Annotated in this window: 14 protein-coding genes and 1 pseudogene; 9 read left to right on the forward strand and 6 right to left on the reverse strand. The window is 69.7% G+C overall.

Features of this window, described 5'->3' with window-relative positions; all coding sequences use genetic code 11:
• Positions 1-11 precede the first annotated feature (11 nt).
• The gene (locus tag AB0F52_RS06530) at positions 12-557 is read right to left on the reverse strand and encodes a DoxX family protein (protein ID WP_360165251.1); all 546 of its coding nucleotides are present in this window, start codon (positions 555-557) and stop codon (positions 12-14) included.
• Between the two features lie 171 nt (positions 558-728).
• Here AB0F52_RS06530 and AB0F52_RS06535 point away from each other — a divergent pair, with 171 nt between their 5' ends.
• A complete protein-coding gene (locus AB0F52_RS06535) occupies positions 729-1463 on the forward strand; it encodes a MerR family transcriptional regulator (RefSeq protein WP_360165254.1) in 735 nt (244 codons plus the stop codon).
• A gap of 61 nt (positions 1464-1524) precedes the next feature.
• On the opposite strand, the gene AB0F52_RS06540 is transcribed toward AB0F52_RS06535, so the two are convergent.
• Complete coding sequence (locus AB0F52_RS06540; RefSeq protein ID WP_360165257.1) at positions 1525-2007, reverse strand: hypothetical protein; 483 nt, start codon at positions 2005-2007, stop codon at positions 1525-1527.
• Between the two features lie 108 nt (positions 2008-2115).
• Here AB0F52_RS06540 and AB0F52_RS06545 point away from each other — a divergent pair, with 108 nt between their 5' ends.
• The 3 genes from AB0F52_RS06545 to AB0F52_RS06555 all read left to right on the forward strand — a co-directional run bounded on the left by AB0F52_RS06545 (position 2116) and on the right by AB0F52_RS06555 (position 4868).
• A complete protein-coding gene (locus tag AB0F52_RS06545; RefSeq protein ID WP_360165260.1) occupies positions 2116-3306 on the forward strand; it encodes an ATP-binding protein in 1191 nt (396 codons plus the stop codon).
• A 259-nt stretch (positions 3307-3565) separates the two neighbouring features.
• Entirely contained in the window at positions 3566-3715 is a 150-nt protein-coding gene (locus AB0F52_RS06550; RefSeq protein WP_167379635.1) for a hypothetical protein, read from the forward strand.
• A gap of 223 nt (positions 3716-3938) precedes the next feature.
• Positions 3939-4868 (forward strand): helix-turn-helix domain-containing GNAT family N-acetyltransferase, encoded by a 930-nt coding sequence (locus AB0F52_RS06555; protein WP_360165264.1) that lies wholly within the window; start codon positions 3939-3941, stop codon positions 4866-4868.
• On the opposite strand, the gene AB0F52_RS06560 is transcribed toward AB0F52_RS06555, so the two are convergent.
• Positions 4865-5437, reverse strand: a complete 573-nt coding sequence (locus AB0F52_RS06560) for a peroxidase-related enzyme (RefSeq protein WP_360165267.1) — start codon at positions 5435-5437, stop codon at positions 4865-4867. The genes AB0F52_RS06555 and AB0F52_RS06560 overlap by 4 nt on opposite strands.
• Before the next feature lie 235 nt (positions 5438-5672).
• Between AB0F52_RS06560 and AB0F52_RS06565 the strand changes: the two are divergent.
• Positions 5673-6302: pseudogene (locus tag AB0F52_RS06565) on the forward strand (DUF6596 domain-containing protein); the annotation flags it as partial.
• A gap of 453 nt (positions 6303-6755) precedes the next feature.
• Entirely contained in the window at positions 6756-7358 is a 603-nt protein-coding gene (locus AB0F52_RS06570; protein ID WP_360166590.1) for a hypothetical protein, read from the forward strand.
• On the opposite strand, the gene mctP is transcribed toward AB0F52_RS06570, so the two are convergent.
• Both mctP and AB0F52_RS06580 read right to left on the reverse strand, forming a co-directional pair.
• Positions 7355-9010, reverse strand: coding sequence for a monocarboxylate uptake permease MctP (mctP, locus tag AB0F52_RS06575; protein WP_360165270.1), 1656 nt, complete (start codon positions 9008-9010; stop codon positions 7355-7357). The two genes, AB0F52_RS06570 and mctP, sit on opposite strands and share 4 nt — an antisense overlap.
• The gene (locus AB0F52_RS06580) at positions 9007-9285 is read right to left on the reverse strand and encodes a DUF3311 domain-containing protein (RefSeq protein WP_360165273.1); all 279 of its coding nucleotides are present in this window, start codon (positions 9283-9285) and stop codon (positions 9007-9009) included. Before AB0F52_RS06580 ends, mctP begins: the two co-directional genes overlap by 4 nt.
• Before the next feature lie 188 nt (positions 9286-9473).
• Between AB0F52_RS06580 and AB0F52_RS06585 the strand changes: the two genes are divergently transcribed.
• The 3 genes from AB0F52_RS06585 to AB0F52_RS06595 all read left to right on the forward strand — a co-directional run bounded on the left by AB0F52_RS06585 (position 9474) and on the right by AB0F52_RS06595 (position 12307).
• The gene (locus AB0F52_RS06585; RefSeq protein WP_360165276.1) at positions 9474-11093 is read left to right on the forward strand and encodes an alpha/beta hydrolase; all 1620 of its coding nucleotides are present in this window, start codon (positions 9474-9476) and stop codon (positions 11091-11093) included.
• A 116-nt stretch (positions 11094-11209) separates the two neighbouring features.
• Positions 11210-11482, forward strand: a complete 273-nt coding sequence (locus tag AB0F52_RS06590) for a helix-turn-helix transcriptional regulator (protein ID WP_043787181.1) — start codon at positions 11210-11212, stop codon at positions 11480-11482.
• Positions 11483-11491: 9 nt separating this feature from the next.
• A complete protein-coding gene (locus tag AB0F52_RS06595; RefSeq protein WP_360165280.1) occupies positions 11492-12307 on the forward strand; it encodes a GNAT family N-acetyltransferase in 816 nt (271 codons plus the stop codon).
• Here AB0F52_RS06595 and AB0F52_RS06600 read toward each other — a convergent pair.
• On the reverse strand, positions 12304-12882 hold the full coding sequence (locus tag AB0F52_RS06600; RefSeq protein ID WP_103340370.1) for an EndoU domain-containing protein: 579 nt from the start codon (positions 12880-12882) through the stop codon (positions 12304-12306). The genes AB0F52_RS06595 and AB0F52_RS06600 overlap by 4 nt on opposite strands.
• Positions 12883-12893: the final 11 nt, after the last annotated feature.

Raw genomic sequence — 12893 nt, forward strand, 5'->3', positions numbered from 1 at the left:
AGCGTCAGTCGTCAGTTGGGAAGCGCCTTCTGCGCCCGCTTCGCGAGCTTGTTCGCGCGCTTCTCGGCCTTGCGGCTCAGCTTTCCGGCCGCGGCGCCGACGTCCTTCGCGGCGTGCCGGGCCCGCCAAGCCGCCGACGGCTTCCCGTGCGTGTCGCTGACCGCGAGCAGCAGGCCGCCGGCCAGGCTCGCGTTCTTGAAGAACTGGATCTGCTGCTGCTGGCGCTCGCCCGGGTCCTGGATGGCCCAGAAGCTGTGCGTCGAGAGCGTCGTCGGCACCAGGCTGCCGAGCAGCAGCCCGGCCGCGAGCCGCGGGGCCTTGCCGGCCGCGAACGCGAGGCCGGCGCCGATCTTCACCGCGGCGTCGATCCGGACGAGCGTCACCGGGTCCCGGGGGATCTGCGCCGGCACGACGTCGCCGTACTTTTCGAACGCGCTGTTGAGGAACGGTTCCGCCGCCTTGGCGTGGCCCTCGGCCTGCCTCAGCGCATTGATCCCGCCCGTCACGAAGATCGTGGCGAGCAGGGGACGAGCCACTCGACGGAGTATCACGGTCATAGCCTTCCTCGTACGGGCCGCTGCCTGGTCGAACCTACTCCGTGGGTGCCCGCTCGGCCCGTGCTCGAATCCTCATCGGCCTTTCTGCGGCTTTATAGTCCTGACGCTAGAAAGTCTTATAAGGCTCTAGCGGTTGACTTTGACGCTGCGTCAACTTCTATCGTCGAAGTCATGGAGTGGTCGATCCAGGACATCGCCCGCTCGGCCGGGACCACGAGCCGGACGCTGCGCCACTACGGCGCGGTCGGCCTGCTCGAGCCCAGCCGGATCGGCGGCAACGGCTACCGCTACTACGACGAGCAGGCGCTCGTCCGGCTGCAGCGGATCCTGCTGCTGCGCGAGCTCGGTCTCGGGCTGCCGGCCATCGCCGAGGTGCTCGACGGGCAGCGCGACAGCGCCGCGGCGCTCGAAACCCACCTGGAGCTGCTCGAACAGGAGCAGCGGCGGATCGGACGGCAGATCGAGTCGGTCCGCACGACCCTCCGGAAACTGAAGGGAGGTGAACGACTGATGGCAGAAGAAGTCTTCGACGGCTTCGACCACACGAAGTACGAGAAGGAAGTGACTTCGCGCTGGGGCGCTGACGCGTACCGGCACGGTGATCAGTGGTGGAGTTCGTTGCCGGCCGAGGAGAAGAAGGCCCACCAGCAGGAGCAGCTCGACATCGCGGCGGCGTTCGGCGCGGCGCGGGCTTCGGGTTCGACGCCGGATTCCGACGAGGTCCAGACGATCACGCGACGGCTGCACGAGTGGCTGCGACCGGCGGTCTCGACCGTGTCGAAGGGCTACTTCGCGGGCCTCGGACAGCTGTACGTCGACGACTCGCGCTACGGGCTCGAAGGCGGAGAAGCGGAATTCGTCCGCGACGCGATGAAGATCTACGCGGAACGGAACCTCAGTGACTAGTGGCGCGTCGTAAGAGGCGCACTGGGGGTAGGGACGAGCAGGGCTGCAGACCTGTTCGTCTCTATGTACTCGGCCGTAGCAGCGTGCGCCGGGTGGTGTCGAGGTGGCGGATCACCTCGTAAGCGGCGCGGGTGCCCACCTCCGGCAACGCCTCGTCGTCTTCGAGCAGCGACCAGCCGCCCTCGTACCGGACGAGGTACGAGCCGACGTAGACGTCGCTCACCTCCGCGGTGAGGACCGTGCCCACCGGGTGGCGTGCCTTGCGCGCTCGCCACTGCTCGTCCGAAACCCCGTTGTCGAGGGGCCCCGACCGGAACTCCGGATCCAGCGGCCACAAGCGCACCTGCCCGGACCTGCCGGCCAGCACCTCGAACGTCGTCTTCGTGCCGACCGCGGGCCACGACTCCGGCCGCCGCGGCAGGATCAGCACGTCGACGAAGCCTTGCCGCTCGCCGTCGAGCTCCACGAACAGCCCGATGGCGCCGGGCCGCGGGATCGCGGAGACCGTGCCGGTCACCGCGGCACCCACCTCGAAGCCGGTCACCTCGCCACCCTGGCACAGCCTGGGCCGACCGGTCGAACCTCGGCGACACGCCTAGCCGTCTATGGCGGAATATCGGGCTCACCCTAGAAACGCCGATAACTTGGCAGAGTGGACCCCATCCGCAACCCCTTCGCGCCGGGCGCCGGGCAGCGGCCGCCCGAGCTGGCCGGGCGCGAGCGTGAGCTCAAAGCCTTCGAAGTGGTGCTGGAGCGGGTGGCGCGGGGGAGACCCGAACGCAGTCTCGTGCTCACCGGGCTGCGTGGCGTCGGCAAGACCGTGCTCCTCGGGGAGCTGCGCGCGATGGCCGTGCGGCACAAGTGGGGCGCGGGCAAGATCGAGGCCCGGCCGGACGCGGAGCTGCGGCGGCCGCTGTCGGCCGCACTGCACCGGGCCATCCGGGACCTCGCCGTGCGGCACCGGGCGCCGGACCGGGTCGAAGAAGTGCTCGGGGTCTTGAAGGCGTTCGCGCTGCGGGCCAACAAGGCCGACGCCAAGCTGCGCGACCGGTGGCAGCCGGGCATCGACGTGCCCGCCGCCCAGGGGCGGGCCGACTCCGGGGACATCGAGATCGACCTCGTCGAGCTGTTCACCGACGTCGCCGAGCTGGCCGCGGACGTCGGCACCGGCGTCGCGCTGCTCATCGACGAGATCCAGGACCTGCAGCCGGACGACGTCTCGGCGTTGTGCGCGGCCTGCCACGAGCTGTCCCAGTCCGGCGCGCCCCTGGTGGTCGTCGGGGCCGGGCTGCCGCACGTGCCCGCGGTGCTCTCGGCGTCGAAGTCCTACTCCGAGCGGCTCTTCCGGTACGCGCGGATCGACCGGCTCAACCGCGAGGACGCCGACTTCGCCGTGATGGCGCCGATCGAGCGCGAGGACGCCGGCATCGAGCCGGAAGCCCTCGACGCGCTGTTCGACGCGTCCGGCGGCTACCCCTACTTCATCCAGGCCTACGGCAAGGCGGCCTGGGACGCGGCGCCGTCCGACCCGATCACCGTCAAGGACGTCCAGGTCGCGGCGCCCGAGGCGGAGTCGGAGCTGGCGGTCGGCTTCTTCGGGTCGCGCTACGAGCGCGCGACGCCGGCCGAGCGGGAGTACCTGCAGGCGATGGCCTCGCTGACCCAGGGCCGCGACGAGCCGGCCGGCACCGCCGACGTCGCCGTGTTCCTCGGGCGGAAGCCGTCGTCGCTGTCGCCGGCGCGCGACAGCCTGATGAAGAAGGGCCTCGTGTACTCCGCCGAGCGGGGGCAGATCGCCTTCACCGTCCCGCACTTCGGCCACTACCTGCTCAGCCGCGACTGACCTGGGCTTTTACGGCTTTCTTCCGGTCTATGCGCGTCGCTACGACTATCTAGTGAATTCGATAGATAACTCTAGAGAGCTGTAGCGGGTTGCTTTGACGTGACTGCGGCCACCCTGAATCTCTCCGGCAAATGCCCGAGTTTGCCGATGATTCATCGGCGAGTGCGCCACATCACCGGACGTTCGTTGGATTCCTTGTGAAAAAAGGTGCATACTAGAAGCACAGCCACCAAGACCCTCGAAGGGGATGCAGAAACCGATGAACAACATCGCCGCCAAGCTCCGTGCCCGTCGCGCCGAGGTTCGCACTCGCCGGGCGCTGAACCGGGCGATCGACACCGCCGCCACCGCGACGGTCCGTCAGGAACTCATCGCGATCGCGCAGGCTCGCTCGGGCTACATGCGCTGATCTCTTCACCCCGTGGCGGTCGCCCATTCGAGTGACCTAGGCCACATCGTGCTCACGCTGTAACGCCACCCGAAGAGGTGTCGATACCCATTACGACCCCGTGATGCTGGCGGACCCCCGACCTGGCAGCATCGCGGGGTTTCCCATTTCCCCGAAAACCCCTTGCCGGCGGAGCTTGCCGCAGTAATCTTTGACTTCGTCAACGAACTTGTTGAGGTGGTCAATGAACGAAGCTCAGCTGGCCGAGCGGGTAGGCGCGGTCCGGGCCTTCAACCGGCTCTACACCGGTGTCATCGGTGTGCTCGACGAAGGACCGGCGGACGCCGAGTACTCGCTGCCGGAAGCCCGCGTGCTCTTCGAGCTCGCCCACCAGGACCCGCTGCCGGTGACGGACCTGCGGAAACGTCTCGACCTCGACGCCGGCTACGCCAGCAGGCTGCTCGCGCGGCTCGAGTCCCGCGGGCTGATCGTGCGCGAACGGTCCGAGGAGGACGCCCGCCGCCAGCTCGTGCGGCCCACCGCGGCGGGTCGGGACGCCTTCGCGGTGCTGAACCGCCGCTCCACCGACCAGATCGGCGGGCTGCTACGCCGCTTCGCCGACGAAGACCAGCAACGCCTGCTGGCCGCGATGCACACGATCGGCGACCTGGTCGGTGACCGCCGCCGCGATCCGGCCCTCGTCCTCCGCCCGCCACGACCGGGTGACCTCGGTTGGGTGGTGGAACGGCACGGCGCCCTCTACGCCCGCGAGTACGGCTTCGACGCCCGGTTCGAGGCGCTCGTCGCCCGTGCGGCCGCCGGCTTCGCCGACCGTCACGACGACCCCAAGCAGGCGTTCTGGATCGCCGAACTCGACGGCGAGCGCGTCGGCAGCATCGGCTGCCAGCGCGGCGAGAACGACGGCACCGCGCAGCTGCGGCTGCTCCTGCTCGAGCCGTTGGCCCGTGGGCACGGCGTCGGCAAGCGGCTGGTCACCGAATGCGTCGAGTTCGCCAAGGCGCACGGCTACCGGGCGATGGAGCTCTGGACGATGTCCGTGCTCACCGCCGCGCACGCGATCTACCGGGCCGCCGGGTTCCAGCTCGTCGAGGAAGAGCCGCACGACGGCTTCGGGCCGGCGCTGGTCCAGCAGTTCTGGCGCCTGGAGTTCTAGCGCGGCACGCGGCCCAGCAGGAAGAACTCGGCGTTCGGGCGGAGCGCGGTGAGGTGGGCGAGGCGGTTCGACATCGCGAACAACGCCGTGATCGCGCCGACGTCCCAGATCTCGTCGTCGGTCAGGCCGGCGTTGCGCGCGGCTTCGAGGTCGCCTTCGCCGAACAGCGCGGAGTCCCGGGCGAGCGCCAGTGCCAGGTCGACGATCGCGCGGCCGCGTTCGCCGAGTTCCACCTGCCACGGGTTGCTCGACACGCGATCGGCCAGCTCGGGGTCCTTGGCGCGGATGCGCAGGATGGCACCGTGGGCGACGACGCAGTAGGTGCAGTGGTTCGCGCCGGAGGTCGCGACGACGACCAGTTCGCGCTCGGCCTTCGTGAGGCCGTCGGTGCGTTCCATCAGCGCGTCGTGGTAGTCGAGGAACGCACGCAGCTCGGCGGGGCGGTGGCCGAGCGCGCGGAAGATGTTGGGCACGAAGCCCGACTTCTCCGCGATCGCACCGACGCGTTCACGCAGGTCGTCGGGCAGGTCTTCGAGGTCCACCACCGGAAACCGGCTCACGTCGCTCATGGGCTTCACGCTAGCCGTGTCGATTCCGTGGCGCCTTGTTCCTGGCAGGAGGAGCTGCGGGCCGTTCACGGAGTCGAGCGAGGTGATCGCCGGCGACATCGTCGTTCGAGCCGACAGCCTCGCTGAAGCGGCGAAGCTGTTCCTCAAGCACCCGATCGCCGAGGACGGGATCGGCCGGTTCGTGCTGCACGAGATCGCGCTGACCGACCAGGACGCCCGGGAAGCCCCACCTGCGATGACCCCGGCCGGGGTGGTCGAGCGGCTGTTCCGGCACAGCACGGGACCGATCCTCGCGACCCTGACCCGGGCGCTCGGCCCGGACCGGCTGGACCTCGCGGAAGACTGCCTGGCCGACGCGCTGGAACTCGCTTTGCGCAGCTGGCCGGTCTCCGGCGTGCCGGCCAACCCCCACGGCTGGCTCTTCCGGGTCGCCCGCAATCGGGCGCTCGACGTCGTGCGCCGCGAGAAGACGCTGCGCGCGAAGCTGCCGCTGCTGACCGGGGACGTGCCGGAGGCGATCGCGACAGCGTTGCTGGCGAAGGAATCCGCGGTCGCGCAACGACTCGTGCGCGCGAAGAAGTGGTTCCGCGAGTCCGGCGAAGCGGTCGAAGTGCCGGAGCCGCTGGAGGCACGCTTGGACGGTGTGCTCGACGTGCTCTACCTGCTGTTCAACGAGGGCTACCAGGCCACAGCCGGCGAGCGGGTGGTGCGCCGCGAGCTGTGTGCCGAGGCGGTCCGGCTGACCCGGCTGCTGACCGCCGACGCGCGAACCGACCTGCCGCGCGTCGGCGCTTTGCCGGCGCTGCAGCTGCTGCAGGCCAGCCGGCTGCCGGCGCGCGACGAGCTGCTGCCGATCGGCGAACAGGACCGGAGCCGCTGGGACGGCGAACTCGTGCGGGAAGGCGCGCAGGCCTTCGAGCGGTCGTGCGCCGGGCCCGAACTGTCGGCGTTCCACGTCGAAGCGGCCATCGCGCTGTGCCACACCACGGCCGAACCCGACCACCGGCGAATCCTGGCGCTGTACGACGACCTGCTGCTCGTCCGGCCGACGGCGGTCGTGCGGCTCAACCGGGCGATCGCGCTCGCCGAGGTCGACGGGCCCCGCGCCGGCATCGCCGAGGTGGACGCGCTGCGGTCCGAACTCGCCGGGCACCTGCCGTGGTCCGCCGCGCTGGGGCGTTGTCCCGGCGGGCCGGGGACTTCGACGAGGCGGCGCGGCGCTACCGGCGGGCGCCGGCCCTGCCCTGTTCCGGGCCGCAGCGGTCCTTCCTGGAGCAGCGCCTGGCCGAGTCCCGGTGATCCCTGGTTGGCTGTCGGCGTGACGGACTACGTCGACGGGTACTGCGAACGCCTTGCGCCCGGGCTCTGGGGTGAGCCGCTCAACAGTCTCAGCAACCTCGCCTTCCTCGTCGTCGCCGTGCTCGTGTGGCGGCTGGCCAACGGGGATCGGACCGGGCGGGTGCTCGCCGGGCTGATCGGGCTCGTCTTCGTCGCGAGCACCGTCTTCCACCTGCTCGCGACGCGCTGGGCGGCCGTCGGGGATTCGGGCACTCTCCTGCTCTTCGCGGCCGTGTACGCCGTGCTGTTCACCCGCGAAAACTGGGGCCCGCGCTGGGCGTGGGTCGCCGCGCCGGTGTTCCTCGCGCTCACCCTCGTCTCAGCGTTGCTGGGTGGCGGGCTCTACCTCGGCGCTCTCGTCGGCCTCGGCGTCTTCGCCGCCGTACTCGCCTTCACGCGCGACGCCCACTGGACGCACTTCGCCGTGGCGGGCGCGATCTTCGCGCTTTCGTTGAGCCTGCGCGGGCTCGACCGGGACGTGTGCGTCTACGTCCCGGCCGGCACGCACTTCCTCTGGCACCTGCTCACCGGCGTGGTGCTCTACCTCGTGTCACGGACGCTGGTCCGCCGCAACAGTCCTTAGTGGACACCGATCGGGCGCAGGTTCTTGTCGTGCTCGTCGGTGTGGTAGTCCGCGGGCTCGGTGTCGTCGGTGCCGTTGAACACCTTCATCCGCCGGGCGATCACCGTCACGATCGCCGCGATCACCAGGTTGCCGATCAACGCCACGAAACCGACGTAGATCTGGACCGCCGAACCCGCGAACGGGTGCCAGCCGAACAGCGACAGATTGCCCAGTGACAGCGCCGAACCGCCGAAGTGCTGCTTGCCGTTGGCCGGGTTGGGGATGCCGTACAGCATGATCAGGCCCCAGCCGATGCCGACGATCCAGCCCGCGATCAGGCCCCAGCGGTGGAACCAGCGCGTGTACAGCGCCAGCGCCACGGCCGGCAACGTCTGCAGGATCAGCACGCCGCCGATGAGCTGGAGGTCGATCGAAAACTGCGGGTCGATCAGGATGATGACGGCGACCGCGCCGAGCTTCACGACCAGCGAAGCGAGCTTCGCCTGCTTCGCTTCTTCCTGCGGTGTCGCGTTCTTGCGGATGTACTCCTTGTAGATGTTGCGCGTCCACAGGTTGGCGGCGGCGATCGACATGATCGCGGCCGGCACCAGGGCGCCGATCCCGATCGCGGCGAAGGCGATGCCGGCGAACCAGGACGAGAACTGGCTGTCGAACAGGACCGGGACGATCGTGTTGCCGTCCGCCTTGCCGGTGGCCGCGTTCGTCAGCGGCTTGACGCCCGCCGTGATCGCCACGTACCCGAGCAGCGCCAGCAAGCCGAGCACCAGCGAGTACGCCGGCAGCGCGACCATGTTCCGCTTGATCACGCTGCGGCCGCGCGAGGCCAGCACGCTGGTCAGCGAGTGCGGGTACAGGAACAGCGCGAGCGCCGAGCCCAGTGCCAGCGTCGCGTACTGCAGCTGGTTGTTGGCCGTGAGCAGGATCGACCCGGCCGGCTTGCCGGTGGCCGGGCTCGGGGTGCCGAGCTTCTTCGCCGCCGTGTCGAAGATGTGCGACCAGCCGCCCAGCTTCGAAGGCAGGTAGATGATCGCCACCAGGATCACGATGTAGATCAGGATGTCCTTGACGAACGCGATGAGCGCGGGCGCCCGCAGGCCGGACTGGTAGGTGTAAAAGGCCAGGATGACGAAGGCGACCAGCAGCGGCAGGTGCCCGACGATGCCGGAGCCGTTGATGCCCATCGTCCGCAGCACGGCTTCGAGGCCGACCAGCTGCAGGGCGATGTACGGCATGGTCGCGACGATGCCGGTGATCGCGACCAGCAGCGCGAGGATCGGCGAGCCGAAGCGGCCGCGCACGAAGTCGGCCGGGGTGACGTAGCCGCGCACCCGCGAAACCGACCACATCCGCAGCGCCGGGAGCAGGACGATCGGGTAGACGACGATCGTGTACGGCAGCGCGTAGAGGCCCAGCGCGCCGGCGCTGAACACCAGCGCGGGCACCGCGACGAACGTGTACGCCGTGTAGAGGTCACCGCCGAGCAGGAACCACGTGATCCACGAGCCGAACTTGCGGCCGCCGAGACCCCATTCGTCCAGGTGGTCCAGCGTGCTGCCGCGCTGCCAGCGCGACGCCATGAAACCGAGCACGGTGACCAGGGCGAACAGGATCGTGAAGATGATCAGCTCGGGCCACTGCAGGTTGCTCATCGAGCGTCCCCCTCGTCCAGGTCTTCGACGCTCAGCTTGTCCGGGGCGTCAACGGTCCGCTTGTCCCGCGTCATCAGGTAGACGATCCAGGTGCTCAGCACCCCGACGCCGACCATGAGGAACTGGAACCAGTAGAAGAACGGCATCCCGAACAACCGTGGACCGTCCATGTTGAACAATGGCGTGACCAGGACCAGCAGCGGGACGATCAGGAGCAGGTTCCACGGGCTGAACTGGAACCCGCGCACCTTTCCGTCGTGCTTCACAGTCGACATCGGACCTCACCTAACACTCCCGTAACCGACTGCCTGACCTTATGACCTCGGTGACGGCGCGTCACGTCTGTCCGATATCGATTTGATCGCCCCGGTCGCCGATGCCGACCAACGTCGGTTGCCCCACCCCCGCGGGCCCTATATCAATAGCCCGACTCCGCACGCGCAAACCCAAAAGGGGCAACCGTATGACACGACTCCGCTACGCGGTGGTGATCCCGGCCATCGCCGGCACCCTGCTGGCCGGGTTCACGCCTGCGTTCGCAGGTCAGGAGGTCGCGGCCGGTAAGCAGCCGCTGAACTCCACGAACATCCCGGCGCAGTACGCGAACCAGAAGCTGGACTGGCACAAGTGCGCTGTCCCCTCCGAGCTGCCGACGGCCCCGCCCGCGGGTGCCGAGGACATGGAGTGCGCGACCTACAAGACCCCGCGCAACTGGTACCAGGCCAACGCCCAGATCGACCTGACCATCGCGGTCAGCCGGCTCAAGGCGACCAAGGACGCGACCGCCAGCGTCGTCACCAACCCCGGCGGCCCCGGCGCGCCCGGCCGCAACTTCCCGGCCCGCCTGCGCAACCAGCCGAAGCTGCGCGAGCACCAGGAAATCGTCGGCTTCGACCCGCGCGGCACCGGCAAGAGCACCAACATCACCTGCGGCGGCGCCATCGGGACCGGGTCGGACCTGGACCCGCGTGACCGCGACCGCGGCAACCTGAACCTGATCCTGCAGGCGACGAAGTACGCGGCGCTGTCCTGCCAGCAGAAGTCCGGCGAGCTGGGCCCGCTGATCAACACCGACCAGACGGTCAAGGACATCGACCTGCTGCGCGTGCTGCTCGGCCGCGACAAGATCAACTGGGTCGGCTACTCCGCGGGCACCTGGATGGGCGCGCACTACGCGCAGGCCTACCCGGCCCGCACCGGCCGGTTCGTCCTCGACTCCTCGACGGAGTTCACCACGACCTGGCAGAAGTCGTTCGACTGGCAGCCGCTCGGCTTCGAGCGCCGCTTCCGGGCCGACTTCCTCCCGTGGGTGGCGAAGTACGACAAGCTCTACCACTTCGGCACCACCGGCGAAGCGGCCCGCCAGACCTACGAGCAGGTGCGCTACGCCCTGACCCAGGGCGCGGTCACCCTGCCCGACGGTTCGACCGTCTCGGCCAACGGCCTCGACTCGTTCATCGCGTCGCAGATCTACTCCAAGCGCGCCTTCCCCGGCCTGGCCGACTACCTGGTCAGCGTCCGCACGCTGACCCAGGGCACCGCTTCGGCGCAGGCCAAGTCCGCGGCCGCGCAGAAGGTCAAGGCCGGCGACAAGAGCACGGTCACCTACGGCCCGCAGCCGCTGATGGTGCCGGCCGACGGCGACTCCTACGACGCTAGCTTCTGGACCATCCCGTGCAACGAGGGTCCGTGGACCGGCTCGCCCAACAGCGCCATCAAGGACTCGCAGAAGCTGATCGACCAGCAGCTGCCGCTCCTGGGTGCCGGCTGGTTCATCCAGCCGTGCCTGTTCTGGAAGAAGCCGCCGGCCCCGCTCCCGGTGCTGGACGGCAAGGGTGTCCCGCCGGTGCTGATCGTCGAGTCGGAGCACGACCCGGCGACGCCGATCGAGGGCGCGCGGCGCGCGCACAAGGCGTTCGCGGGTTCGCGGATGCTGACGATCACCGGCGAGGGTGACCACGGCATCTACGCCGGCGGCAACGCGGGTGTGGACAAGGTCGTGGAGGCCTACCTCGTCGACGGCGTGGTGCCGAACGACCAGAGCCTGCCCGGCATGCCACTTCCGGTGCCCGCGGGCGCCTGACACCACAAGGGCTAGTGGCGGCCTCGCCGAACGGACGTTCGGCGGGGCCTTTCCACACCTGTGCACAGAGTTGTCCACAGGCGGTGGACAACTCGAGTGGTATTAGAATGCCACCCATGGTGCGGGTACCGCTTACGGATGAAGAGCGCGAACGGGGCGAACGCCTCGGCCAGGCACTGCGCGCGGCGCGGGCCGGCCGGAGCATGGTCGACGTCGCCGCGGAGGCGGGGATCTCGGTGGAGACGCTCCGGAAAATCGAAACCGGCCGCATCCCGACACCGGCCTTCTTCACGGTCGCGGCGATCGCCGATGCCGTCGGCCTGCCGCTGGAGGAGCTGCGCGCGGCCGTCACACCCGCCGCGTCACCTCCGCTTTCGCAGGCGAGCTGACCTGCGGAAATGCCCTGGCACCTCACCGAGGACATCGACGACTTCCTCGCCCGGACCGGCGACTTCCTGCGCTCGCGTCCCGCGCTGCACACCTCGCAGCTGACCCGGCTCGAAAAGCTGCGGACGCACGAGGAAAAGGGCACGCTCTTCGGCCGGCTGGAGCAGGACGGCGAGGTCCGCGCGATCTGCTACTGCCGCCCGGCGCAACGCCTGATCCTCACCGCGGTCGCACCCGACGAGGCCGACGCCCTCGCCGCGGAGCTGGCCGGCCAGCCGTTGTCCGGCGTGACCGCGGAGGACGACACCGCCGGCGCTTTCGCCGAGGCGTGGCAACGGCACACCGACGCGGTGCCGGTGCGCGGGGTGCGGGTCCGGCTCTACCGGCTCGGCACCCTCACCCCGCCGGAGCCGATGCCCGAAGGCCGCGCTCTGGCCGCGCGGGACCGTGCGGAGGTCATCCGCTGGTGCAGCGAGTTCGCCACCGCGGTCGGGCAGGCGCCCATCGCCGACGAGCGGTCCTGGGCCGCGTCGAACTTCGCCGGCAAGCCGTTCACGTTCTGGGAGACCGGCGCGCCCGTCGCCATGGCGGGATCGACCCCGGTGCTGGCGGGCATGGTCCGGGTCGACCCCGTCTACACCCCGGCCCGGTTCCGCGGCCGGGGTTACGCCGGCGCCGTGACGGTCGCCGTGAGCCAGGCCGCGCTGGCCGCCGGTGCGACGGACGTCGTCCTCTACACCGATCCCGCCAACGTCACCAGCAACGCCCTGTACCGGCGCCTCGGCTACGCCCCGATCGCGGCTTTCCAGGGGTACGACTTCCGTTAGGCCGGCCGCAGCTGCTTGAGGATGTGTTCGCGGTCGTTGAGGAACACGCACCCGGGTACCGGCAGGTCGTAGCTGTTGAGCAGCTTCTCGAAGTCCGAAAACTCGTCGGCGGAGAAGCCGAAGCCGACCCGGTACGCGTGCGCGGCCAGCACGTCGGCCAGTTCCTCCCACTCGCCGGCCCACAGCAACGTCCGGTAGTGCGTGTAGTCCTCCGGGGAGAGCCGGTTGCCGATCGTGGTCAGGACGCTGTCGGCGAAGAAGCTGATCCGGTTGCCCTTGAGGTCGGCGACCGTCGGGTTCGCCGGGTCGCGCGCGGTGTCGGGGTTGCGGACCACGCCGGGCCCGGCCACCGGGTAGGCGGTGTGCACGTGCCCGTTGTCCTCGACCAGCACGATCAGGTGGACGTTGAACCGCTCGCCGGCACAGCGCCAGCGGCCGTTGCGCTGCTGCCGCCGGGCCTCGCTGGGGTCGTTCGCGACGTCCTTGACCACGGAGATGATCTGCTCGTCGGTCCAGCCGGCCGGGAACTCGCTGGTCGCCCTGCGCCCGACGCCCGGTGCGTGCCCGCCGCCCACTCGCTGCTCCC

Origin of the sequence: Amycolatopsis sp. NPDC024027 (assembly GCF_040638975.1) — a bacterium.
Lineage (GTDB): Bacteria > Actinomycetota > Actinomycetes > Mycobacteriales > Pseudonocardiaceae > Amycolatopsis.

Coding starts and splice junctions, on each gene's coding strand:
- AB0F52_RS06590 (WP_043787181.1), top strand. CDS start 11,210: ATGGTGCGGGTACCGCTTACGGATGAAGAGCGCGAACGGGGCGAACGC.
- AB0F52_RS06585 (WP_360165276.1), top strand. CDS start 9,474: ATGACACGACTCCGCTACGCGGTGGTGATCCCGGCCATCGCCGGCACC.
- AB0F52_RS06580 (WP_360165273.1), bottom strand. CDS start 9,285: ATGTCGACTGTGAAGCACGACGGAAAGGTGCGCGGGTTCCAGTTCAGC.
- AB0F52_RS06535 (WP_360165254.1), top strand. CDS start 729: ATGGAGTGGTCGATCCAGGACATCGCCCGCTCGGCCGGGACCACGAGC.
- mctP (WP_360165270.1), bottom strand. CDS start 9,010: ATGAGCAACCTGCAGTGGCCCGAGCTGATCATCTTCACGATCCTGTTC.
- AB0F52_RS06530 (WP_360165251.1), bottom strand. CDS start 557: ATGACCGTGATACTCCGTCGAGTGGCTCGTCCCCTGCTCGCCACGATC.
- AB0F52_RS06550 (WP_167379635.1), top strand. CDS start 3,566: ATGAACAACATCGCCGCCAAGCTCCGTGCCCGTCGCGCCGAGGTTCGC.
- AB0F52_RS06555 (WP_360165264.1), top strand. CDS start 3,939: ATGAACGAAGCTCAGCTGGCCGAGCGGGTAGGCGCGGTCCGGGCCTTC.
- AB0F52_RS06595 (WP_360165280.1), top strand. CDS start 11,492: ATGCCCTGGCACCTCACCGAGGACATCGACGACTTCCTCGCCCGGACC.
- AB0F52_RS06560 (WP_360165267.1), bottom strand. CDS start 5,437: ATGAGCGACGTGAGCCGGTTTCCGGTGGTGGACCTCGAAGACCTGCCC.